The organism is Gillisella taibaishanensis (genome assembly GCF_001938985.1).
Lineage (GTDB): Bacteria > Pseudomonadota > Alphaproteobacteria > Rhizobiales > Rhizobiaceae > Allorhizobium > Allorhizobium taibaishanense.
Window position 1 is genome coordinate 345,339 of sequence record NZ_MKIN01000024.1, and the last position, 23,100, is coordinate 368,438.

Annotated in this window: 19 protein-coding genes; 6 read left to right on the top strand and 13 right to left on the bottom strand. The window is 55.9% G+C overall.

What is annotated here, in order from left to right:
- The first annotated feature begins 38 nt into the window (after nucleotides 1-38).
- A complete protein-coding gene (locus BJF91_RS20585) occupies nucleotides 39-506 on the top strand; it encodes a GNAT family N-acetyltransferase (RefSeq protein ID WP_075616448.1) in 468 nt (155 codons plus the stop codon).
- A 229-nt stretch (nucleotides 507-735) separates the two neighbouring features.
- Here BJF91_RS20585 and BJF91_RS20590 read toward each other — a convergent pair whose 3' ends face one another.
- The 6 genes from BJF91_RS20590 to BJF91_RS20620 form a co-directional block, all read right to left on the bottom strand.
- On the bottom strand, nucleotides 736-2,265 hold the full coding sequence (locus BJF91_RS20590; protein ID WP_075616395.1) for a TniQ family protein: 1,530 nt from the start codon (nucleotides 2,263-2,265) through the stop codon (nucleotides 736-738).
- Entirely contained in the window at nucleotides 2,262-3,398 is a 1,137-nt protein-coding gene (locus tag BJF91_RS20595; protein ID WP_075616396.1) for an ATP-binding protein, read from the bottom strand. Before BJF91_RS20595 ends, BJF91_RS20590 begins: the two co-directional genes overlap by 4 nt.
- Nucleotides 3,399-3,408: 10 nt before the next feature.
- Complete coding sequence (locus BJF91_RS20600) at nucleotides 3,409-5,745, bottom strand: Mu transposase C-terminal domain-containing protein (RefSeq protein ID WP_075616397.1); 2,337 nt, start codon at nucleotides 5,743-5,745, stop codon at nucleotides 3,409-3,411.
- Between the two features lie 11 nt (nucleotides 5,746-5,756).
- Nucleotides 5,757-6,413, bottom strand: a complete 657-nt coding sequence (locus BJF91_RS20605) for a hypothetical protein (protein WP_075616398.1) — start codon at nucleotides 6,411-6,413, stop codon at nucleotides 5,757-5,759.
- 436 nt (nucleotides 6,414-6,849) lie between these two features.
- Nucleotides 6,850-7,305 carry a hypothetical protein gene (locus BJF91_RS20610; protein WP_075616399.1) on the bottom strand — a complete coding sequence of 152 codons (456 nt, stop codon included), beginning with the start codon at nucleotides 7,303-7,305 and terminating at the stop codon, nucleotides 6,850-6,852.
- A 306-nt stretch (nucleotides 7,306-7,611) separates the two neighbouring features.
- Nucleotides 7,612-7,959, bottom strand: coding sequence for a hypothetical protein (locus tag BJF91_RS20620; RefSeq protein ID WP_075616401.1), 348 nt, complete (start codon nucleotides 7,957-7,959; stop codon nucleotides 7,612-7,614).
- 734 nt (nucleotides 7,960-8,693) lie between these two features.
- Between BJF91_RS20620 and BJF91_RS20625 the strand changes: the two genes are divergently transcribed.
- Nucleotides 8,694-9,374: a hypothetical protein gene (locus BJF91_RS20625; protein WP_075616402.1), complete on the top strand. Its 681-nt coding sequence runs from the start codon at nucleotides 8,694-8,696 to the stop codon at nucleotides 9,372-9,374.
- Here the strand turns inward: BJF91_RS20625 and BJF91_RS20630 are convergent.
- The gene (locus BJF91_RS20630; RefSeq protein WP_075616403.1) at nucleotides 9,334-11,502 is read right to left on the bottom strand and encodes a DNA cytosine methyltransferase; all 2,169 of its coding nucleotides are present in this window, start codon (nucleotides 11,500-11,502) and stop codon (nucleotides 9,334-9,336) included. The genes BJF91_RS20625 and BJF91_RS20630 overlap by 41 nt on opposite strands.
- A gap of 593 nt (nucleotides 11,503-12,095) precedes the next feature.
- On the opposite strand from BJF91_RS20630, the gene BJF91_RS25085 reads away from it, so the two are divergent.
- Entirely contained in the window at nucleotides 12,096-12,269 is a 174-nt protein-coding gene (locus BJF91_RS25085) for a hypothetical protein (protein ID WP_162843898.1), read from the top strand.
- A gap of 3 nt (nucleotides 12,270-12,272) precedes the next feature.
- On the opposite strand, the gene BJF91_RS20635 is transcribed toward BJF91_RS25085, so the two are convergent.
- Complete coding sequence (locus BJF91_RS20635) at nucleotides 12,273-13,301, bottom strand: IS1595 family transposase (RefSeq protein WP_083943408.1); 1,029 nt, start codon at nucleotides 13,299-13,301, stop codon at nucleotides 12,273-12,275.
- Nucleotides 13,302-13,917: 616 nt separating this feature from the next.
- Here BJF91_RS20635 and BJF91_RS20640 point away from each other — a divergent pair.
- From BJF91_RS20640 to BJF91_RS20650, 3 genes are all read left to right on the top strand, one after another.
- Nucleotides 13,918-14,424, top strand: coding sequence for a hypothetical protein (locus BJF91_RS20640; protein ID WP_075616405.1), 507 nt, complete (start codon nucleotides 13,918-13,920; stop codon nucleotides 14,422-14,424).
- Nucleotides 14,425-15,012: 588 nt separating this feature from the next.
- Nucleotides 15,013-16,734: a HEAT repeat domain-containing protein gene (locus BJF91_RS20645; protein WP_075616406.1), complete on the top strand. Its 1,722-nt coding sequence runs from the start codon at nucleotides 15,013-15,015 to the stop codon at nucleotides 16,732-16,734.
- Entirely contained in the window at nucleotides 16,731-18,458 is a 1,728-nt protein-coding gene (locus BJF91_RS20650; RefSeq protein WP_075616407.1) for a hypothetical protein, read from the top strand. The genes BJF91_RS20645 and BJF91_RS20650 overlap by 4 nt, the downstream gene beginning before the upstream one ends.
- 102 nt (nucleotides 18,459-18,560) lie before the next feature.
- On the opposite strand, the gene BJF91_RS20655 is transcribed toward BJF91_RS20650, so the two are convergent.
- The 5 genes from BJF91_RS20655 to BJF91_RS20670 form a co-directional block, all read right to left on the bottom strand.
- Nucleotides 18,561-19,094: an AP2/ERF family transcription factor gene (locus BJF91_RS20655; protein ID WP_075616408.1), complete on the bottom strand. Its 534-nt coding sequence runs from the start codon at nucleotides 19,092-19,094 to the stop codon at nucleotides 18,561-18,563.
- 492 nt (nucleotides 19,095-19,586) lie between these two features.
- Complete coding sequence (locus tag BJF91_RS20660) at nucleotides 19,587-19,973, bottom strand: hypothetical protein (RefSeq protein WP_075616409.1); 387 nt, start codon at nucleotides 19,971-19,973, stop codon at nucleotides 19,587-19,589.
- 21 nt (nucleotides 19,974-19,994) lie between these two features.
- A complete protein-coding gene (locus tag BJF91_RS24870) occupies nucleotides 19,995-20,657 on the bottom strand; it encodes a hypothetical protein (RefSeq protein ID WP_139310795.1) in 663 nt (220 codons plus the stop codon).
- A complete protein-coding gene (locus tag BJF91_RS20665; RefSeq protein WP_075616410.1) occupies nucleotides 20,654-21,844 on the bottom strand; it encodes a DUF4123 domain-containing protein in 1,191 nt (396 codons plus the stop codon). Before BJF91_RS20665 ends, BJF91_RS24870 begins: the two co-directional genes overlap by 4 nt.
- A partial coding sequence (locus BJF91_RS20670; RefSeq protein WP_139310796.1) for a type VI secretion system Vgr family protein occupies nucleotides 21,841-23,100 on the bottom strand: 1,260 nt, incomplete at its 5' end. The genes BJF91_RS20670 and BJF91_RS20665, both read right to left, overlap by 4 nt.

The following is a 23,100-nucleotide window of genomic DNA, read 5'->3' on the forward strand; positions in this document are numbered from 1 at the left end:
AACCGTAGTTGCCGCCCCAATACATCATGGACCGCCTCATGCCCGTGACCATCACCAAGGAACCGCCTCGCCAGCCGGAGGTGATCCGTCTGCTGAACCTCTCCGATACCTACATGGCATCGCTCTATCCCGCTGAAAGCAACCATCTCCTTGATGTCGCTTCTCTTGAAAAACCTGGCGTTCATTTCTTCGTCGCTCGCCGCCAAGGCCAGGTCCTAGGCTGCGCCGCCCTCGTCGAGGCAGGCGATGGCACCGCGGAAATCAAGCGCATGTTCGTCGATCCGCAGGCCCGGGGCCTGTCGCTCGGCAGAGCCTTGCTCGCGATCCTCGAAACCCAGGCGCTTACCCTCGGCCTCACCGCAATCCGGTTGGAGACAGGTATCAGCCAACCGGAGGCCATCGGCCTCTATCGCAAGGCTGGGTTTGCAGACATTGAGCCCTTCTCACCGTATCTGCCAGACCCGCTCAGCCTGTTCATGGAGAAGCGGCTGGTGCCGGCAGCGTAGTTTGCCTCATGAGAAATGTAACCGAATACTGGCCGTTCCTGCTGTAACCCTTTGATACTTGAGCCAACGAACCTCAAAGCACAAGTACTTTTGGCCAACCAGGATGTCAAAATTGGCCAATGGCATGAGCCGAAAGAAAAGCCGGGATGAAACCCGGCTTGAATTCGCGTAAATTGTCTCGATGTCTACAGTAACAATTGCCGATTGGGACTGCCGTGCGGCTGAGGTCTCACCACTGAGCGCTTGCTCTGCCGATCCGAAATGATCGATTTTGACGCATCATCAGAAGCCGCATTTCGATTGGATCGACTCGAAGGGCTGCAAGTCCGATTTCACTTTCGTCCCAGCCAACTTTTGAGAGTTTTTCAGAGCGGATCAAATTAATTGCCTCGATGAACGTGCATCCGCAACGCTTGATCGAAGTATGTAAATCGTGGAGCTCGCTCATGTCCGTGCAGTTGGCGACGGCTCGAAGGTTCGCGAGTAAAGTGGTAACTTGCTCGGCCGGATATCGAGGAATGATCCTGGCGCCGGGTTGCTGTTTCACTTTGAAGGATGGCTTAAAAAGGCCGCCGTTGATGAGCTGCCGGCCTAATTTGCGCGTGACCCCAAGTTTAGTAATAACCTCTTTCTGATTAAATGTTGCAGCCATTTCCGTGACAATGCGGTCGACGGCTTGGGCTTCGATGAGATTTCTGACGGGGAATAATCCTGCGTCCAGCACGAGTTTCTTGAGGCGCTCGAACGGAATGCCGTAGGTTTTTGAGGCGGAGTGGATCGTGTGGAACTTTCTGGAAGTGATCAGTCCCAAGAATTCATCCCCAGGGCCGAGCGGAAGGTTGTGAATAGCCACATCACGCATGATGTCTCGGATCGGGTCAAATGCAGTTTCGGTCGTCTGATGGGCAAGGGTTAGATAAAGACGACCGAACATGGATCGCTCGCCGCCGGAACCTTTCCCTCGGTGAAAATCATCCACCTGAGCCTGCAGGTATTGGCGGAATGCAGGTTCCCCTTCTTTAAGAAGATCGTATCCTGCACCGCTGCTCGCTGACCATTCCCGGTCGCCGAATCCCGATGAGCGGAACAGGTTTCCGTGCAACAGAGATGCGCCCACAATTTCGCAAAGGCGGATAGCGACATGCAGCGGCAGGGAGTCAAGCCAATCGGCACCGGCCCTGACGCCTTTCAACCTCTTCTCGACATATGTCTGAAGATTGTCCGGTTCCGCAGCTTCTGCAGACTCCATGAACCTGGGAATCCTGCAAGATTCCGCAGCAAGGTTGGCCGCAAAGTCGTACTGGAACGGCGATCTCGCGAGTTCGGCACTCGAGACGAGGCGAACGCCGTGCCGCTTGCAGGTGCGGATAGCGGAAACGTGCCAATGCAGGCGTCCGTATGCACGAAAACCTCGCCGACCACCGCAGCGGTGTTCGTCTTCGCTCACGCAAAAAGGGCAAAAACGAAACCGAAGCCTTTGCATCTCATGCCGGCTGAGCACCTGACCTGAGATTTGATAGATGTACTTGTCTCCGATAATAGCTCCCGCAGAGAGCGACGATCTCGGCATATCCAGAACTGCGGCGAAGGTCTCCAAATCCTTCTCCCGTCCGGCAACGATGCCCTGGAACTGAAGTTGAAGGTGGAAGGCGAAGGCGCGAGCGTTTTCGTAGCCACATGCCGCCGCAAGTCGCGAGAAATAGCTGGCGACGGTTTCATAACCAGCGTGGAAGGGAAGCAATTCGGCAAGCCTGCTCATTGGGGGCGAACTCCGTACCTGGTTGCATTCTTTCCCTTGGACCTCAGCCTTTCGGCTTCCCAGACCCGATCGTCGTCGCGGAGCAGGGCGGTTGCGGGGTCGAGTTCCTCCCAATTGCCGGCGGTGAAGATGTTCTTGCTAGGCCTGCAACCCGAGAAGGAGGCGTAGGTCTTCGCAAAGTCATCGACCGTGACATGGTCACGATCTGCGTAGATGGCTAACTCGACGGCCGCCCGGATCATCTGGACCACGGACCCGAATTCGGCATCACAGGCGTGCATCAATCGCTTGAGGAACGTGCCCTTTTCCCTGTGCCGCGTTTTGGTCGTTTCGACCTCTTCAACAGTGTCATCAAGCTTGATCCGGATTTCCATGCGAGCGTGTTCCTGCACAATCGTCTCCAGAATGCTTTTCACAAGGTCCGTCATACCGTCTGCGTCGAGGGTGTCGAAGGGAACGACGGTGCGGCGATTGTACAGCTGCTTTCGCGCGAGGAAGCTTGCCAGGGGTGCCACGCCTGCAAGGATCAGTCTCACAGGCCAATCCGGCATCTGGGTCAGCGACTTGAATGCGTCGCCGATAACGGTTGCCTCACGGAGAGAGGCAGTCTCGATAGCGTTCTGGGCCTCATCGATGAACACCCACATGACCTTGTGAACTTTCAACAGCCGGCGAAACAGCAACCAGGCCTGATTCTCCTTGATGCCTTCCGGAGGCGCATGACCGAGCGCTTCGAGGCATGAAATAGCCAGCAGGCGAGGCGTACACGGTGACGGAGCATCGACAAGGATGACGGGGTGGATCATAACGCCGTCGTCGTCCACGTAGGACTGCATCGCAGAAATGCTCCCGATATGCTTCATCAGCGCCGTGGTCTTTCCTGCGCCGGAACGCCCGGTGACGGCCACGATCCTCCGCTTGTCAGGCCTCCCGGTGATAGGGGTGAGAACGCTTGCAACCGACGACATCAAAGCAGCTCGCAAGGGCACGTCGCGATCGAGGATCACGTAGTGTTCGTACAGTTCCGCGATCCGGTCTGCGATGGCTGCACGGTTGTCTCCGATCAGCCCACGGACGTGATCGATGGCTGCCTGACTGCGCTTTGCGTCGAGGTTCTTGTCAACCATTTCCATGAGGATCTCCCTAGTTTTCAAAGATGTTGGTGGTGATGCGGCGAACGACCGTCGTGCCGTCGTCTACTGGCCCTTTAGGCTCGTGCGCATGTGCCTCCTGCTCCTGCTCGTGCTGCTTGGGCATGGTGCCGAGCTGTGGACGTCCGCCTGTGTCGGCTTCTTCCCGAGCCGTCTTTGCCGACTTTTTCTTTGCGGCGTAGACAACGGGGTGAATGCCGAGAGCCGCGAACAGCTCGTTGGAAGGGTGCCATTCGCCCTTGGGGCGGAATTCACCTTCGAACGGTCTCTCGACGACGTCGAATGTGCGGTCCATGCTCTTCTCGAAGCGCTGGTAATCCTCGTCGGCTAACACGGGGCTGAGCAGGCCGGATTCAAGACGAGCCATTTCCGCCTGGTTTTTGAGCCAGAGGAAGGTCGCCTGGAGGGTGCCGCGGGATACTTTGGCATTTTCGGCATTAAACAAGCGGAGCTTCTCAGTTGCCGCCAGCCACTGCCAAATGCTGACACCCTCCAGATCCTGATGGACGCAAGGCACTTCGATCCAGCCGTCTTCGGTCCATACGGAGAGGCTACCCAGGTTGTGATTGTTGATGCGTGCAATCACCGGGGTTTTGCCGACCCTTCGGCGAATCTTCTGAAGTTCCTTGCTCTGGAACTGCAAGCCAGCGCTCCGAATGCCCTTTTTCGAAATAGTACGCTTGATGTGCGTTCCAAAAAGATGCGTACGCAGCGATCCGGTCGGGCCGGGCATCACGCCGTAGTCTCGGCTGAGTTCCAGCCAACGGTTCTGCGGCGTGGACCCGTTCAGTTCGGAATGCGGCGCGTTGTGGTACCCGTCAATGGCCCACCGAAGCAGGCACTCGGCAACCTGATCAGCAATCATGTCTGCCTCGGCTTCGGAGTCGTAGTCGCCCTTTTCGACAGACGAACCCCACGTGCGTCCGTTGAAATAGTTGAACATCTGGTGAGAAAGGGTTCGGAACCAGCGCTCAATGAAGCCTCGCCAGGGTGCTTCCCCGGCGGGCGGCAGGAACAAGTCAGTGCCCATGTCGTTCACCGCGATCCGAAAAGAGCGGTTGGCAAAGTACGTTGCACTATCGACCGCGATAGTCTCGATAGTGCCACCCTGAATCCATGCGGTTGAGCATCCGAGACGGCGCGCGATATCGGTCTTGTCGCGGGTCGACATTTCCAGGACTGTCATTGCCGATTTGTTAGACGGCGAACGAGCACTGACGTAGAGCGCTGTCAGGCCTCTGCTGGCCACATCGATCCCCGCCGAGATCCACAATCGGATCCGCTTGACCTTGGCGCGCTCGGTCTTCGACATCGTTTTCCAGACACCGATCATCGCCAGTACTGTGTGGAGGTCGGTTTCGTGATCATCGACTTCCACGCGCTCGCCCGCCCGGACGACGTCGATGCCGCCGTGCTCGGGTTGCCATTTGCGCTTGGCGGCTTCCTTGCCGTTGTGTGCAAGGTCGCGCTTCATCTCGGGGAGATCTGTATACCGATTGCGCAGCGTGCTCTCGCATGGAATCCTGAGTTGGTCGCCGGCACCGCGCGTGTTGTTTTCGGCCTCCATGGCGGTAACCATGTCGTCATGGATTCTTGCGAGGTCGGGATCGGTACGCGAGCAGGCGGCGGCGATCGCAGCATTGAGGTGAACGAGCTCGTCCGCTTTGAAATACTCCTGGCGCTCGTCGCGATACTGGTTTCGGAGGAAGACAGGGTCGAATTCGTTCTCCTCCATCTTCTGCATCCAGGTCTTCAACGTGGACGGGGTCGGTTCGACGAGGGTGACGGTTTTCTCCTTTGTCCGGTAAGTTGCCTTCGGCGAGCTCGCCAACTGGTGGGCACGCCATTTCAGAGAAATGAGCGGGATCACCCGTAAAAGGGAGTCGCGCGATTTGCTGACGCGAGGGGGAAGCGGCATCCCATCCATGCGCGCAAGCCTGCACTTTTTCCTGTAGTCGGCCCGCATCTCGTAGAAGGAGCGAACGAAGTATTCTCTTTTGAGGACCGTTTCCTGATCGCTCGGGTTCATAGCGCTGAGTTTGTCTGCACCTTTCAACCGGGCGCGCGCCTTCGTTTCGGCGTAGAAGTCCTTCTCGATCGTCATCGGGTTGCCCGGACGGTTGAGTGCCTCCGTGATGTCGGCCTGGCTGAAGGTTACTGCCGCCTGGGTTTCATCCATGCGCTGGAGCGCGGCACCGCTGCGGTCGCAGTACAGGACACAATAGTCGATGCCGCGATCACGGACGCGGGCCTTGACGGGAAGGCGGTTGAACACCGGCAGCACGGCGCCATGCTGTAGCGAGAGGAGGGCGGGAATGTTCGTTTTCATGCTTTTTCCTTTCAGGCTGCGTTGTGGTTGAAGGTGGCAAAGGGGGCATCCACGAGCTTGAGGTCGGGACGGCTGGGCAGCAGGATTTCGTCGTGGATCAGGCACCAGACGGCGTTCCAGGCGGCTGCGGAGTCATCGAAGATGCTGGTCAGCGTCATCAGCGACACGGTTCCGTCGAATTTCGAGGCGTGGTCCGCCAGGCGGGCATTGTCGTTGGCGACCGATCCCTTGAGCGCACGAAGGATGCTCTTTGCGTTCCACCCGCGGTCGTTGGTGATCTCGCGTTCGGTCAGGATGATCGCCTCGTCGGCGAAGCCCGCGAGCGAGCCGGAGTTGATCCGTTCGATCGTGTGACGGAGGTCGTCCTTGTCTAGCTGCCAGGACGGTCGCACACCGACGACGATCCGGTAGCCATTGCCCGCCATCGTCGCCCGGAAGTCGACGGTGTGTTGTTTGTCACCGTCGTCGCGGGGGACGATGATGGCTTCGGGCTGATCCTCGACCTTGGCGACATGCCTGGAGGCACAGAGCATGTAGGCGAGGTTCATCTCGTATGTACTGGCGTAGCTGATTGCCGAGCGTGTCTTCGGATTTGTAATGGTGCCGCGGGAATGGCCCTTCGTTCTGGCCGGGTACCATCGGCTGGGCGTCGGCTCCTCGGTCGGCATAGCTCTCGTCCTCATCGTGGACGTTGATCGGGAAGGGCCGAATCCGTCCCGAGATAAGAGGATTGTCCGGCTTGAGGAAGACGGTCTCGGAAGGAAGCGGGGTTTGGGTCCGGTCGTGGCCGGACTCCAGCTCCTTCATGAAGCGGATGAGTTGTCTGAGGCGGGTCATTGAAGGCTCCGTTGAACGCAGGTGTTTGATGCAGACCGCGCTGTGCGGCCGGGCCAGGGTTGTCTGGTGGAGGGGGTGCTAAGGCCGGGGCGGCCCGCGCGGAGTCATGGTGTGAAAATCTCCCGTCGACGACCGTCGGAGAGGCGATGGCCACGCCTTGTGTGTGCGACTTTCCGGAAAGCGCGCATTCGGCATCGCTTTCGAAATACTGTATGGACCCCGTTTGGAATGGTGACGCTGACCGGGCAGCGGTTTCGAGCCGCGGGCTTAGTATATTTGTGGCTCAATCGCTTGGAGTTCGGCGAGCCTCTGCGACACCTCTGGCTCCCTCAAACCTTCGGCCCACAGCGACCTGCGCATGATGCCGAGGGGACCTTTCTCCGCCATCAACGGCTCTCGAAGCATGATTTTTGCGATTTCGTCATCTTCACGAAACGAGTGCGCCAGGGTTGAGAACAGGTCGCGCGAAGGGATGGGCAAGCTGATCCCCAGCCGGCGCAGGGCCGGCCCTGCTTCATGTTCGATCAGGCAAATGAGAAGCTCGTGTGCGGTTTCATCGTCGATTCCGAGCAACTGGGTCTGCTGAATGATGACATTCAACGTAGCCGCGAAGGTCGTCGCGAGCATCGGATGGTCCTGTAGAATATCGGCTGACCAACGGAGCACGGCAGGATGGAAGTCGGCCAGAGTCGTGAAGTAGGCTGTCATTTCTTCATGGAACATGTGATTTCCTCATCGTGGAGCGGATCGCAGATAGCGTCGGTCGATCCGCGTTTTCGACCGTTGCGGCGCGAGTTTCGGGCGATCGATCAGCTCCGAGCGGAAGGGGTTTGCCGCGCACGATGGTGACGGCGCTGTCTCTTCGGGAGCGCCTCCCAGACTCCCGTCATTTTGAGAAGGCGGGGAAGATCGAAGGCGGTCTCCTCCAACTCCGCTGGAACCGGTTGGAGCAAGCTCTTGTCAACAACGTTCTGATTCCTGGCGCGTAGCGAGATCGTTTTGGTGTTCATTCTGTTTCTCCGGCTCCGGTCAGCGACGGCGCCAGAGATTCAGAAGACCGTCGTGCTCCGTGATAAGCGCGGCTTCGGCAGGAAGGCCATAATAATATTCATAGGCGGGAGCATAGCACTTGGGCACGTTCCAGCGACGTGCGGTTGCGAGGCGGGTGAGGCGGATCGCGTTGCGAAACGCCTGAAAATCGCATGCACGCAGCCCGCGGCGATGGCACTCCGCTTTCATTGCCATGTAACGCGAGGAAAGGTCCTCGAAGCGCTTTGCACGAACGCACTTGCGTGCAAAATCGCGATGGATTTCGATTTCGGCCGTCGTGAAAGCCGTCGGCAGGACCTGAATGGAGATGTCGGATGCAGTGCTCATGTGGGTATCCTTCTTAATGAAGTGCGGACGTGCGCCGTCGATCTCTGGAGTTGCCCGGAGTGCGGCATTTCTTGAACTTCGGAGAGACGCCGCGCGCGGCGCAGGTCAGTTCAGGGCGGATCGCGTGCGGATCTGGTCCACGTTGGCGGCGGCATTGGCGAATCTTTCTTCAGAGCACGGGTGGGCGTTCCCGGCAGGCAATGCCAGGGCGAAATCAAACGGAAATGTCGGCGGGAGATCAGGCTATGACGAAGACCACTGCAGAGCCCAGCAGGCGCAGGGGGATGACTTCATTTGCTGGATACATCGTGAAACTCCGTCGTAGTCACTAGCTACAATGTCGTTCCTAAATAACGCTCGGAAACTTGTCCGCCGACCTAAGGCTGCATCGTTAGAAATAGTGAAATTCTTCGGAGGTCGCCCGTTCGGAAGCATCAAGCTCCCCTCACGCGGCGCCGGGGCGCACCTGTGGCGTCAGCGTCAGACCTGACCCTTCATGGATATCGATATCTTTATCATCGGTACCTCCGGCGCCTCATCGGGCATAAGCAGTAAGGCAAATTGTAGACGTGACGTCTACAGAAAAATATAGAGATATATCATGTTGTTAAATGTTCTTCTTAAGTTCTTGTGTCAACAATTGAGAGGACTTCGAGGGGCGAATCCTTTCAACCCGATTTGTCCCTTGCGTGCGTGCAACGGATTCTTCCCGCAACAGCAGGGAGGTCGAATCCATGGAATATTTCACGCAGATCATGATCGAGGCGAAGGAGCGCTACGGGCATATCCTGAAGGAGAGAAATCTCGTTATGCGTGGAGAGCGCGGAGATGGTGGACTGACCCTGGTGTTCAGGACGCGCGATCCTAACGGCTGGAGGCTACCAGTCGAACTCTACGTCCCGGGTAAAGCCGAAACACGCAAGGAGCGGGCGGAGTGGGAGGATGTCCAGGTGACCGCGGAAATCAATACCGAGGTGAATTTCGGGGATGATGGATGGTTCGGGTACATTCCGAGGCAGTTTGAGCAGGAGCAATACCTCGAGGGAGACGACATGGCCTCTTTTGTCGCCGCGATCGGCGTCTACTTGAAGGACGTCGTTCTTGTTCCATTGCATGAGAACGGCAAGGAGGTCTCGCAGGAAGTGGCGATGGCCTACGACGAGTTCAGCGATCTATGCGGACCGAATGGTCCCGAGATTGCCTTCTCGACCGATGGTAAAGTGGAGACGCTGACCGTCGAGGATGTCGCCGGACGCGAGGTCAGCTTCGCGTGGAGAGAAAGCGGTGTAGGCCTGATTCACGTGGACGGGAAGCAGGTCAGGCGGATGGAGAATCCTGCGCCGTGGGAAATCCAGAGGGCAATCGGAAAACATTTCAGGAAGTGGACGGCTCCTCAGCCTCGGCAGTCTCTATGACTTGCCCGCAGCTTTGCTGGGATTGCTGATATTCGCGCGCGTTGCGCTTTCGGGCGCGACGGTTTCTCTTCGCCTGAGCCCTTAGCTTCTGCAGTTCCGGGAATTTCGTGCCGTAGCTGTCCCTCAACTCTTCGACGTCCTCAATCGTCATTGCGTTCAGCGTGAACCTCGTCGAGCCCGTAGGTGTCGCACTCTTCACGCCGATCAAGAATTCGCTGAAGGGGACAAGCGGTGGTGCGTCGATCGAATTTGGCATTCTGCCCGAGAGCGCCCGCGCGATGGCCAGGCCCACCGCCTTTGACATTTGCGGCGGGAACGCGTTTCCGATCTGGTGGAACTGACGGTCTGCCTTGCCTTCAAACCTCCACGCCCGTGGGAAACCCTGTAGCACCCGGGCAACATCGACTGTCAGATAGGGAAGGGTTGTTGGCTCTTCGATGCTTCCGAGCGGGGCAGGTCCGTCACCGACGTGCTTCGGGTCGACCGCGAAGCCGAGATCGTTCTCCCATCTCCGCTTCATCTTGCCTTTGTTCTTGTAGAGGCTCGAAGTGACCGTGGTGGCGACCTTGCTTCCGTAATTCGCGAGCCATTTTTTCGCCCACTGGTCGTAGTCGACATCACCCAGCCCGCGATGTGGAAAGATCACGTCAGCGAGGGCTTCTCCCATGGTGGTGGTAATTCCGTCCTTAGGCAGAGAGAACAGTCCGGGTTCGTCCTTGTGCACGCCGACCAGCACCACACGCGGGCGCGACTGGGCAAGCCCGAAGTCGTGGGCATTCAGCTTGTGCAGGCCAATGCGGTAGTCGAGTGCCTTCAGTCGGCGGAACACGCTTGCGCGATATTTGAGGAACTTCTTGTCCGTGAAGCCTTCGACGTTCTCGAAGAAGAAAGCACGGGGTCTGACGACCTTCACATATCGGATCGCCTCATCGAACAGATTCCTGCTGTCGCTTGCACCGAGTTGCTTCCCGGCCTGAGAGAACGGTCTGCACTCTACGCCTCCGGCAAGCAGATCGATGCCTTGGAACTGTTGCAGGTCACGATCCGAAACCTTCTCCAGACGCTTTCGGGTGACGGGCCAGCTCCAGTTCTTCTTCAGGGTCCGAGTGGCATTGAGATCCATGTCGTAGAGCCGCGCGGGTTCGAAGCCCGCTCCGAGCAGGCCTATCGCCTGACCGCCAGCACCCGCACATATTTCCAGAAACCTCAGGGGCTTGGCAGCTTCGGCATTTTCATCAGACGCCGGATCCTGTTCCGGATCGCAGGGAAGCAGATAGGCGAGCGCGTCCTGAAGCTCAGTCTGCCAAAGATACCCATGTTCGAAGGCAAAGCCGCTGAACTTGCCGTACCATGCAAACTTTCCATCGGCGAAACGTTTCAGGGATTCATGGGCGGCGGCGAGCTTGTGCCGATGTGACCCATTCCTGAAGCCGGTAACACCCTTGCTTGGCAGTTCGACCTCGCCATACACTGACTTGAATTCACGGAGCACGATCCTTGCGTTGGATCTCAATGTCACGGCTGCGGAGATGCATGCCTCGGACCGGTCAACGACATCCTCGTTCGGATCGCAGGGCGGCTCCCCGACAAAGCGCTCCGTGAATGCGTCAATCTCGGAAAGGAGCGTGGCGACGTTTTCGCCGAGCGCCTGGACGCGGAGGTGCGACTGTTTTGAGGCCGCGGCCGTCATCGCGCGCTGGCGGCCCCGTTCGGCATAGGCGCTCGCTCCGATCCTGTTGCGGATCGTCAGACGACGGAGCCTGGCAACGGTTGGAATATCGACCTCGGTTCCGTCTGCAAGAGCGTCCAGCGCAGCTTGCCGGGTATCGGCATCGGTTGTGATCAGCGCCTTCACTACGTGAAATGGTATGCAACGCTTGCGCAGGAGTGCCTCGAAGGATCCGAGGGTCGCATCGAAGGCGAAGATCGACGGCAGATCGCTGCGTGGGATGCCGCATTCGACAACCAGGAAACTGCGCAGATCGTCGTCACTCATCGTTGAGCGCATCCGGCCGATGCTGGCGATCATGTCGAACTGGGCTTTGGCAATGGATTTGCGGTTCGCCAGGATTCGCTTCATCAGCGCCCCCGGGTCCTCGCTCGTCATATTGTCTGCCGTCTCAGCCATCACCAACCTCTGTTGTCATTGCTGTCTAGCAGGCAGGTCCTTCTGTCCCGGAAATGGATTCGATCGGATTCTAACTATTCTGTTCGAAGCTTGCCGGTCATGCCGACGGCGAGATGTCGTGCGCCTCGCAGATGGTGGATGTTGGGAAGGCGGAAGTCCCTGTCGATGGAAAGGGGGCTATTTCCGGCCTCCCGTCCGCTAATCGATCAGTAGGAATTCTCCGGAATTATGTAGCAAATGCCACAAGATTCCGGGTGCCATGAGAACTACCTTCTGGTTGTGAAACCGGAGGGTCGGAATGGCAGACGTGGTGGATGAGTTGAAGGGCAAGTTGGGGGGAACTGACGGGTCGGCTGGAAGCGATCCGCGCCGAGGCAGCCGTTCTTGAAGCGCAGAGGCATGCATTCGAGACCGTCATCGCATGCTACGATCCGGATTTTCGCGTGTCGGGCGCGACCGACCCGAAACGGAAGACTACGGCGGACCGAACAACCCCCACCAAGCGAGTTACCGCCCTCCTGAGAAATCGAAACCCACGACATATCGCGCTCGACATCCTGAGGAAATCCGAAGGTCCCGTCGCGGCGGCCGACGTGGCGCAGCGGTTCGTGGCCAAGGAGGAGCTAGGCGATATGGTCGAAGGGCTGAACAGCCACCTCACCAGTCGTTTCGTCGCCATCCTCGACGGTCTCTACAAGCAGGACCTGGTTCGCTTCGACCAGTCTGGCGAGGTCGGCAGCCGCCGGCTTTGGGAGATCAATCGATAGGCGCTAAAGAAGGTAGCCAGGGCGCTCTGGTGGCTCTCCCGGTGTCCAGACCTGATCATCGATGCGCGTCGCCGCGCCCTGCCAGTAGCCGCAAAGGTTCTTCGATGTCCGGCGGTGCGTCACCGTCCGCAGCACGTCCGCCATCTGCCACCGAAGCCCCATGTAGCGTGTGTCCTCCTTCCAGGCGATCATGGCCATGTACCAATCCAGGTACTTCACCGAGAAGCGGTGATTGATCCCGACATAAGCCCGCTCGATGCGGGCGAAGAAGCCCTCCACAGAGTTGGTGTTGGTGCCGTCCTCTTCCTGATAACGCTGGCTGTGGTTGACGCGCCGAAGGTCTACCAGTCCGACGAGATCATCATAAGAATGATGCTCGTCGGCCGTCAGCGTCGAACCCTTTGCGATGCGCTCGCGCACCGCGTGCCAGGTGTCCTTTCCGTTCTCGTCTTTGATGACGCGGGTGAAGGTCCGGTTCGGGCCGTCAGGATTGGTCTCACGCAACGCCAGGACGCACATCCGCTTGCCGTTCTGGTTTTCCTTGAGGCGGCGGTCGATGCGGTCTTCTTTCTTGTTCTCGGGCTTGATGTGTCCGCCAACATACTTCCCGTCGATCTGGACCGACCCCTGTAGTTCGATGCGGGTGCGGCGGAACCCGATGGCCTCCCTGATTTTTGCCAGCAGCACCCACGCTGTCTTGTACTCGACTTTCAGTTTGCGGGTCAGGTGGAGCGCCGCCATGCCCTTCACGGCGGTGATCTCCTCCCAGAGCGCCATGATCAGCTTCTTGAAGGAGAGCTTGCGGGAATGGAACACAGTTCCCGAAGTCACCGAGAACTCCTTCATGCATGCACCGTGCGAGCATCTGAACCGCCGGCGTCGGATGCCATAAGGTGAAAGGTCCCCGCATTTTGGGCAGAACGGCTCGCAGCCGTTGCTCGACCAGCGAAACCGGCAGAATACGCCGTAGGCATCGGACTCCGTCAGCGACCACAGGTCGGACGGATCAATGTCGCGCGCCTTGCGGGTCAACAGGAAGTGCTGGCCGTATTCGTCCTTGGGATTAGGCCACGAGCACCGGTCGTATTTCCAACCTCCGGTCTCCGTCCCAGAAAGGGTCGTAGGCGTTGGGCAGGATCAGCGGGCGGGATTTGATGTCATGTTCTACTCTCGATACAAACACACGCTTTCACATCCACCCTAAGGGCAGAGACACAGGTCAGCGGGCTATGCGTATCGACTTGAACATGTGGTGCTCGTACCAGGCGGATCGGGAGATGTCGATCGATCCGTGGCGAGAGAGAGTTAATGGGACATTAACAGGACGTCAAGAGGGCACCTAAAACGAGAACTGATATATGCACACAACTTTTGGTACTTGCTGCAAAATTCCGAATAACTTTAGACATCTACGAAATCAATCAACTGTTACACCACTTTGCAAATACGTCGAAATGGGTTATATACAATCTCTCATGCAAAGGTGATGAAATGGCTCAGCTAGCCCTTAAAGAAGTACAGGACGAAAGAGACACTCACGTCAATTTGCTTCTTCGCGCTGCGAATGAAGCAAAGGACGCCTTGAAGAATGGGGGTGTCGACCTCACAAACATGACCAGGGAAGATCGCCGAAAGGCACTTTTTGGAAATGGATGATGAAGTACTGAAGCTTCCCCTAATTAAGGGGAAGCCATTGAAAATTATCAAGTCTCCCCTTTTTAATGCTGCTTCATATTACAAAGGCAAGCCTAAGCTCGAGGAATATGTCCTTGATGTTTTAGATGCAATCGCCACAGGTCAGCCCTTACCTCACTGGGCGTATCGTCGCGACATTGATACCACTCCAGACGAAGTGCTGAACCGTTACGGTATGATGCATTTGCACCTCGGTTCCCAAGGGTCGAACGAGCTTCTATGGGTGATGCAATACGAAGATCGAGTCATTGTCCTTGCCATCGGCAATCATAACAACTTCGCCGGAATGCCAAAAGGTGAGCTTCTTTACCGATTCCACAAGGCCAAAGTCGCTGAGCTCAATGAAGCCTATGCCAGAGAAAAGCTTGCGGCGGAAGCCCTGAGGGACAAGCCTAAAATTACCGCCTCTGCAACTCAGGTCAAAGCAGGCCTACTACCCCGAAAACCCAAAACATCTTAATCAGCCGCGGAGGTTAGACTCGCTCGGCTGGTCGCTGCTAGTAATTTGGGTGATATTTCGTGGTGCCAAACGCTCGGTTTGGGCCAAAGTATGACTGCGCTCTTTGCCGAGGGCTTGTGGCATTTGCTACATAATACCGGAATTCTCGAAGAGGGAATTGGGCACAAGGCCGTCATTCGCCTGTCATTCTGCGCGTATGCATGAAGTCGGCGCTGCGCCGACGCGAATTCTCGGTTAGTCTAAAAGTCTCCTTTCTATTAAATCCGAGGGATTTTTTGGGAATGCGCAACACTCGACAGTAATCGCGTTGGTCGGGGCTATGCATTTAGTGACAGCGCGGCCGTTTCTGTCGGAAAGAATTCTTTACCGGCTAGCAGTTCTAGGAAAGGTTGATCCTAACGACGACAGTGCCAATTGGACCGGATCATGAAATAAGTGTCGGGCTTGGCGAACGCCTACAAAATTGGAAAGGCTGTGACTTCAGGGGCCCGTAGCCGCCTTTTCAGGTGGAAGTTGTATTTTTCCGTGCGAACGTCCGCGAAACTTATTACCTTTTTTGGAAATTCGAGGATTCGCGTTTCGGGAGAGATGATGGCGTCCGATCTACCTTCCAGAGAGACCTTCGCTGTCGCACTTGCAGATGGCGGCCTCGTCGCCATGGTTGCTGGGGTGAGCCTCGAAGCAGCGGAGGCGGCGGGTGTCCTCGCTGCGGAAAGTCACGACGCTGGTGCCGTCGACATCATTTCGTTGGCCGAGGCTCTGGACTGGTCCACTCTCGATCGGAGCCACGCCGTACGCCTAACTTTTATGTTGAGGGGATTCATCGGCGCAACTGCCGAAATGGCATCACGTTTGATCCCCTTCACGCATTCGTTGATTTCGAAGTCGACGGAGCACAGCTCCTACGGCTATGAGCAGGCAATCGGGCGCTGGCTCGAGGGTGACGTGGCACGGTGCCTGGCGACAATGGAAGCCCTCCGGTCGAAAAGCGACAGTCCATTCCTTGCATTGCTGCTTGATAAATGGCGCCAAAAGGACCCATCGGCCGCACTTGGCGCTGCACTCGGATTCAGTGTGGACAAAGCCCCGACTGCGGTCAGAGCCGCTGTCATCGCCCTCGGTGGGTATGCGGGAGCCGCGGACGATATTCGAGAGCAGGCGGTCGACGCGCTCGTCGCTAGGCTTGCTGATGAAAACTCTGAAGTTCGACATGCTGCTATCTTTGGGGCGGCTCGTTGCCTCGCTGACGGCGACCAATCGCCAAGTCTGGTTGCATCGTTGGAAGCCCTGGCCAGCGATCCAGCTCCAGATGACCGTGATCAGTTGATTACCTGCTTCGTTCAGAACAGATATTCATATCCGGACCCGCTGCGGCAGCGCACTTTTGAACTGATGAAAGATGTCACTTCGAAGAGCACGCAGGTTCTTGGCCTAGTGGATGCAGCATTGTCGGAGGTAGACATCCTGAAGGACCGCCAGATGGTCGCGGATACAATCTCTGCAATTGTTGGCAACGCAAGCGCTGATGTTGACCTGAAGAACTTCCAAAGCACCCTCTACAGAATCCAGGAGTCGGGCGACGAAAACCTTGGCTGGTTCGCCATTGAGTGGCTACTTCACGGAGGGATCGCGATCCGTGACCAAGTCCATGACCTCTTCGAGCCATTGGACAGGACCATCTATGATGTCGACCTCAAACCCTTCAACCTGACAGAGGAGGGCATATTCTTTCTTGCCAGGAAGATTTTTGGCTTCTTGCTGGTCGCTCACGGACCCGCCGCATCACTCTTATGCGCCTGCTTACAATCGCTCAATGGCAGACCTCAGAAGGAACTCGAAATCGGGATCGTCTCTTTCTGGCTGATGAACTATCCCGGCGACATCGAGCTTTACCAAAAGTTAGGGGCGAAATCCAAAGTTCGGAGTTTGAAGAAATCGGTCGGACGTGTCCGAAAGGCGCATGAAGCTCGAGAAGCCAAGTATGCAGCTCTTCCGTCCAACCCCGCGCTCCAGCCTTCGACCAGCGAGCGCCGGGTTCAGGCAGAGATAGAGTTCGAGCAGCGAACCAAGATCAACAGGTCTGCGGAAGAGGGCTCGATCTTCGGCAACCTTTTCCACAAAAGCACAATCCTGCACGGACGGTCCTCGATTTTCTATATGGAAGACCCATCAGGTGGCGAACCCATTAGGCAGGTCACGCCATTGGCAAGCTTCGAGGTTTCTACCCCAATTGCCCGCATGGGCGTGCTCCAGCCAGTGGTGTTTGATCGCATGGTGCGCTCGTTCCGATTAGAGGAGCTGGTGTCATGAAGCTCATGCTGAAACATTATCTCGCTTCGCTCAATGAACGGGAAGAGTTGGACGTCATTTTGCCGGATGTTCTCAGTGAGCTTGGCTTTAATGTGATATCGAGACCAAAGCGAGGGACGACCCAGTACGGCGTTGATGTGGCCGCTATCGGGCCGCACCCGGTTACCGGAGAAAAGGCGGTCTATCTCCTTTCTATCAAAGCTGGCAATCTTAGCAGAAGCCACTGGGAGGACGGCAGCCAGGCTCTCAGGGTGTCGTTGGAACAAATCCTCGAAGTTTACATCCCAACGCACATTGCCGCGCAATACAAAAAGCTTCCGGTTGTGATCGCGCTTTGTTTCGGTGGCGACATACAGGAGGAGGTGCGCCTCCGGATCCAGAAGTACATGGACAAGAACATTGTCCCGGGAAAGATCGAATTCGCCGAGTGGAATGGCGACAAGATCGCTGAGATGATGGTCTCGGGCCTGTTGCGGGAAAAGATGTTTCCCAAACAGATGCAGGCCTCGTTTCGCAAAGCGCTGGCGTTCGTAGACGAGCCCGCAGTCTGCGTCGCGCACTTCAGTCAGTTGCTATGGCAACTGACTGAGATATTGCCAAAAGATCACGGCGGTTTCATGCGCAAAGCACGCCAAATCCATCTCGCCGCATGGAATGTGTTCGTCTGGGCACGCGATGCGCAAAACCTGGAGGCTGCCTATCAAACGAGCGAGCTCGCAGCGTTGTGGATGTGGGATCTTGGTAGACGGCACATTGCCGACACCGTCAAGGGCAGGGAAATCGGGTCGATGATGATGAGATGCGTGCAGCTCCATCAGATGATCTCAGAACAGTATATCGGGTTCCACGTCGACGCGTATTCGCAGATCGAAAACGGTCTCGCTCTGGCTTTTCGATCGAGGGCGCCCGTCGATGTGAATCTTCGTGTGTTCGATGTCCTGGGACGCGTTGCGTTGCATGGCCTTTGGATCCTTCATGCCCGGGAAAATCTCGACCCTAACGAGGAGGCAGAGGTCGTCGCGGCGGTCAAGGCTGGGGTCGAACGCGCTCATCGCATAATCCGAGACATAATCGGGAACAATCGTGTTCTTGAATGCCCGCTACGGGATGATCACGCGATTGAGATAACTCTTGCAGCAATGTTCCTGGCACGATGCGGGGATCTGCAGTTTCTGGCAGGGTGGATCGAGAGCATCTTCCATGCCTCGGCATTCGCTTACCTCACCGGAGGGTCGTATCCGTGCATCCTTAGGGAATACAGCCAGCTCGCCCTGCATCCGCAACGCTCGGACGCTTATAGGAGGGAAGCTACTTCCGGAAGCGACCTATACGCCACATTGGCCCTCTGGCTTGCTCTCCTTCAAAGAGGAGACGCATTCAAGGAACTGGCCGAGTTTCAGGAAAAGCATCTCGCGCATTGTACATGGCAGTTCTGGTTGCCTGACGACATTTCCGAGGATCACCTGTACAGGAACACCAAAACTCACGGTGCCGCAATTACCGAGATCAAGGCATCCATCGGCGAGGAAAAGCTCCTTGAGCAGGTAAATCGGGAAATAAAGAACTCGAAAGATTTCGGCACCTTGTCAGCAGTTCGATTTAGCCATGAAAACCTGGTGCTGGTCGCATGCAGACTATACCGACTTCCAATTCCTCTTCACGTGCTTGCGGAGAAGCAGACAGATGTCACGGAGCACAATCATAAAGAGGCGGATCGATTGTGATGGCTGATCACGCTGCGGATGCCCCGCCACCGGTTACAAGCAATCAGCACTCCGTCTAAATGCTCACGCTAGCGGTCACGGATCTAACCAAACTCAAGCTGGCTAGGTATTGCTCTCTGCTCTGGTGAGCTTGTCGTGCAAGGTCAGGGCTTGTGGGCTGCGCAGCGCTGGATCTTCGCCGTTCTCAACGGCCAACACCATTCGGATGCGCTCTTCTTCTGCCATGCGGCGCGCCTCGTGGTGGCCGTATTTACTGACACTGAATGTACGGGTCACGGCCTTGCGCTGGCGCTTTTTCCCGCTGACTGGCTTCTTCCGTTCGACAGGAAGTTCGATGCGAGCAATCCAGATGCCGGACTTACGTCGTTCGTCCGGAGCTTGATAATATACCCCGGTCACATCGCTGCCTTCGGACCTGTTCTTGCGCACCAACATGCGCATGTCCTTGTTAGTCAATGGGGGCACGACCCGCAAAACCGCATCGCGGTAGGCCTGAGCCACTTCGAGGGCTTGCTCCTTACCGCCATAGGTGGTGTCGCTAAACGTCATATGGATTGACCTACCCCCGCGCGACATGTTGACCATCCAAGCATCCTGTTTGTGCTTATCAATATCTAGCCGTTGGATGGCATACATTGCCTCATCGTGAAATCGGCCCTTCGGAGTGGAGTTGAGTCTCGGTCCAGTCATCGTTTAATGCCATGAAGGAGGAAATCTGATCATCATCGGCAACGCAAATAGGTCTGCGCAAAGCCCACAGCGTTATCGAACGTGACTGTTGAGCAGGCCAATTTTAGTGGCAGAGTGAACCCGAGTACTGTTTGCTTTTCAGCTTTGTGAAGGAACCTCAACGACTTTTTTTGCCTCGGTAAAAAGACCGCCACGCGAGAAAGATGCAGCCTATTAACGCTGCGTAGCCAATGCTAGTTAGCGGTCCACTTATGAACGTCACAATAACTGGGCACGCAATGTCATTGCTGCAGTCATATAGACCATTAATGGCAGCCCACATAGCCGTCTTATATCCTAGAAGGATACAAAGAAATGCAATTAGACTAAATGTAATCGCTATCTTGAGAGCTCTCACAGGTTGGACCTCGTAAGCGTTTGTTTAGGTAACAGCGTTGCTTAGGGTGCCAATATGCTCGCCTCAGCCACAACTTTAGAGACAACGCCTTGTTCGTTAAATGTAAGGTAAACCTCCCACATCATTGCGGCCATAACCGTGTCCTGTTTAGGATCCTTAAGTCCGAAGCGATAGGATATTACTGCTTTCGTTGGGTCATCTTCGACATCACTATAATATATGTTGCACGCGTCATGGGCGCCTTCCGCCTCAAGACGAACTTCGTGGTCAACAATGCGCCTAATTTCCTCCCGCCTTTTACCGATTAAAATTTCCGCATAGTACGCTGTAGCACCTGCCTCGTCCCGTCTATTCCAGTCGTCAAATGTGAGCACTCTCCCGTTTTGCGGAAAACCGATCAACAACATCTTTTGTTCGTCTGAATTCATCACAGCCCTCCTGGCTTATTTTTACCTGGCAATCAGTAGGTCCGTTCCCCAACCAGGATTTATAGATGTTGAAGGTTTCCGCGTTGGAAGGCCAGTGTGTTTCAATATTGTGTACGCGACCGAATTACTGTTCGGCCCTTGTATTTCATACTCAATTCGCGCAGCTGAAATATCTCTCATAATCGCAATGAATTTATCATGGTAACCACAATGTTCTGGACCTTCCGCAATCGTGATAATGCCTTGCGGAGAGCCTTCAAATGTCCTCTGCTCGTAACTTCCCCTCCAATTCCCCGTGTGCGTTATGATCGCGCCAAACACACTCATTTTGCTCCACCATCCGTCATCCAAAGTAGTCTGGTCAGATGGCCTAAATTTCCCAGAAGGCTGAGAATTCTGATGATTATATTCCGTTATCCCAGGCGCACCTGAGAGCTTGTTACCCGAGGTCGGACCGCCACGGTAGAAGCGGACCGTGCCATCGGCTAGCGTATAGCGGATAAACAAATGCCCAAATGGTGCCTTAAGATCTGTATAACCTGTCGGATCTCTTGGTGTTACTACGTTGAAAGCACCTACCTCCACTTTACAACTGCAGTTCTGACAGACTTCGTCCGTGTTCTGCTGCCCACCTGCCTGAGCTTGTAACTTAGCCAACGAGTTAGAGACACTGTTGTCAGTCATTCGAGAACTTCCCGTTGTTCTTGAGTCGCCCATCGATGAAGCAATCTGGCGAGCCTTTCTTGACTGAATTTGTCCCCGCCTTCTGCCGATGAAAGAGCCTCATTCGCGATCGGATACTTCTGAGGGAATTGACTATGTCTTGCAGAGCAAATTACGAAATTGATCAAGTCCGTTTTTGTCGTTAAGCCGTGTTGTTTCCCGCGCTCGATTTCCAGCCTGCTGATTGTTCGTGCCTCCTCCAGATTAATGTTCCTTTCGTCTCCTACGCATTCAATAAGTCCGGTCGCAACTTGCTCTCTAAACTTCGCATCCTCCACCTTTTGAAACGCCTCAACATGATGAGCGCCAATGCGCGGGTAAGGCACCCCCCTATCAGTTTCATCGCGTAACTGCTGAACCTCCTGCTGATAGGAACTCCCGGCCGGCGCGATATAGTTTGGTGAGGATGCAAGCTCCCTTACTTCTCGTAGGCGAATATCAAGAATGCCTGCGCGAATTTTAGCCCTCGTACCATCTTCGTCACACGACACCGAGAACATCAGCATGTTGTCAGGCGCGTTGAGACTCTCGACTTCGGAGTAGTCCTCGAAAATAAACAGGCGAATGGGACCGGCGAATTGTCTTAGCTCATAATAGTCTGCATTCATCAAATAAGTACGTAGTGTCGCAGGATCGTAGAAGCGAAACACGACAATCCGATCGCTGGGAAAAAGGCGGACACGCGTGAATTTGCGGAAATGCCGCCGCAGCCGCAATATCGTGGCGTCCTCAAGATCTTCCAAACCATCCGAACCGAAGAATTCCCCGGCCGCACGTTTGCGGGCAATGTGGTCAGCATTTGTGGAAGGGTATTCGCGACTTAACGCTTCACCCGAAACCTGAAAATATACGCCCCAACCTTTCGACCAGCCCTCGCTCAGGAGCCAGTCGGTCAGCCGGTTGTCCTGCTCTAGTCGAACAAGATACGGACTATTGATAATGCGTTCATTCTCGATAGGGCCTTCAAACAGGCTGCAGAACTCTAACTTGCTGTTAATAAGTTCGTGAGCGAGGTTTGGCGCCCATTGACCATCCAGCAATGCCCATACGCCAACGTCAGAGTCCGCGTTAAACCACAAATACTCCTTGATGGTGGCTAGCTTAACTGCAGGATCTTGGATTAAAGCATGATTGCTGTGATCCATCATTGTGAGGTGCTCGCCTTGGCGGAAGCATATCGGCACTCTTCGGCAAAGGGCTTGCGTGTTTTTCGGGGCACACTCGGTGCGCCGGGCCCCGGTGACTGCCCCTGAACGATAACTGGGGTATAGAGAATTGGCCCTGGACCAATGGTAAATTGTGCCCCGCCACCCTTAACAATAGTCGTTTTGCCTGCGGTGATCGAAATAGTTCCATCTTTCTCCATTGTTAGCGAAGAGCTTCCAACCTTGATGGAGAACCGCGTACCAACCTCGATGGTGAACTCGTTGCCTACGTTGATAGATTTTCGTTTCCCGACATGGGTTTCTTGTTCATCACCGACGACGCTGACTGACTTTTTTCCAATATTGCTTTGAAGGGTCTTACCAACATTTACGACTTTGGTGACCCCTACCTGCTCAACGCTAGCCATACCGACAGTTTCCGAGCGGAAGCTTCCAACAACGGTGTTCATTACACCCGTTTGTGGGAACAAGTTGCTCATCACATCGCCTACCAACGAGCCGGATGCCCGCATCATATCTCCAGCGTCCGCCCGCGGCGAGGCACTCGAAATAAGATAGTCTCTGGCATTCAGGCTCTGGCTATCAAAATATCCTAAAGCGAGGCCGCTTATAGCGTCAGTAAATGGCTTGATTTCGGAAGACCGGCCAGAATCTCTTCCGGCTTCGTCGAGCATTGTTGCGGTAACTTTCGCCATTTCCGAATAGCGCTTCACCTGCCATTGAGCACCAGCACCAATTCCACCCACAGTCACATGCACTGAGCCGCCGATTTCGTGCTTCTGGTTGCCAGCGACTTCCACCGCGCGGTTGCCACCGATTGAGGCCACTTCATGCCGGTCGACACGTTGGGTGCGGTCGTTCAGTACCCGCGTCGTCTGATCCTTCTGGGCATGGAAGAACATGTTCTCCTTGCCGTTCTCATCCTCGAAGGTCATCTCGTTGAAGCCGCTGCCCTTGTGGGTGTTGGAGCGCAGCACCATGCGGGTCTTGTTGTCAGGTAGGCTATACGGAACTGCATTCTTCGGATTGGGCACGACCCCCGTCACCAGCGGCCGATCCGGATCGCCATCGATAAAGGCCACCATGACCTCCATGCCGATACGCGGGATGATCTGGCCACCCCATTGGCCACCCGCCCAGTTCTGCGCCACCCGCACCCAGCAGGTATCGCTACCATCCTTCTTGGCGCGCCGGTCCCAGGGATACCAGACCTTGATCCGCCCATACTGATCCGTGTG

Bases quoted from the DNA above. Each gene is read 5' to 3' on its own strand.
- BJF91_RS20605 (WP_075616398.1), bottom strand. From the start codon at position 6,413: ATGCCGACCGAGGAGCCGACGCCCAGCCGATGGTACCCGGCCAGAACG.
- BJF91_RS20655 (WP_075616408.1), bottom strand. From the start codon at position 19,094: ATGTATGCCATCCAACGGCTAGATATTGATAAGCACAAACAGGATGCT.
- BJF91_RS20585 (WP_075616448.1), top strand. From the start codon at position 39: ATGCCCGTGACCATCACCAAGGAACCGCCTCGCCAGCCGGAGGTGATC.
- BJF91_RS20600 (WP_075616397.1), bottom strand. From the start codon at position 5,745: ATGAAAACGAACATTCCCGCCCTCCTCTCGCTACAGCATGGCGCCGTG.
- BJF91_RS20665 (WP_075616410.1), bottom strand. From the start codon at position 21,844: ATGATGGATCACAGCAATCATGCTTTAATCCAAGATCCTGCAGTTAAG.
- BJF91_RS20645 (WP_075616406.1), top strand. From the start codon at position 15,013: ATGATGGCGTCCGATCTACCTTCCAGAGAGACCTTCGCTGTCGCACTT.
- BJF91_RS20660 (WP_075616409.1), bottom strand. From the start codon at position 19,973: ATGAATTCAGACGAACAAAAGATGTTGTTGATCGGTTTTCCGCAAAAC.
- BJF91_RS20620 (WP_075616401.1), bottom strand. From the start codon at position 7,959: ATGAGCACTGCATCCGACATCTCCATTCAGGTCCTGCCGACGGCTTTC.
- BJF91_RS20610 (WP_075616399.1), bottom strand. From the start codon at position 7,305: ATGTTCCATGAAGAAATGACAGCCTACTTCACGACTCTGGCCGACTTC.
- BJF91_RS20630 (WP_075616403.1), bottom strand. From the start codon at position 11,502: ATGGCTGAGACGGCAGACAATATGACGAGCGAGGACCCGGGGGCGCTG.
- BJF91_RS20640 (WP_075616405.1), top strand. From the start codon at position 13,918: ATGGATGATGAAGTACTGAAGCTTCCCCTAATTAAGGGGAAGCCATTG.
- BJF91_RS20625 (WP_075616402.1), top strand. From the start codon at position 8,694: ATGGAATATTTCACGCAGATCATGATCGAGGCGAAGGAGCGCTACGGG.
- BJF91_RS20650 (WP_075616407.1), top strand. From the start codon at position 16,731: ATGAAGCTCATGCTGAAACATTATCTCGCTTCGCTCAATGAACGGGAA.
- BJF91_RS24870 (WP_139310795.1), bottom strand. From the start codon at position 20,657: ATGACTGACAACAGTGTCTCTAACTCGTTGGCTAAGTTACAAGCTCAG.
- BJF91_RS20590 (WP_075616395.1), bottom strand. From the start codon at position 2,265: ATGAGCAGGCTTGCCGAATTGCTTCCCTTCCACGCTGGTTATGAAACC.
- BJF91_RS20595 (WP_075616396.1), bottom strand. From the start codon at position 3,398: ATGGAAATGGTTGACAAGAACCTCGACGCAAAGCGCAGTCAGGCAGCC.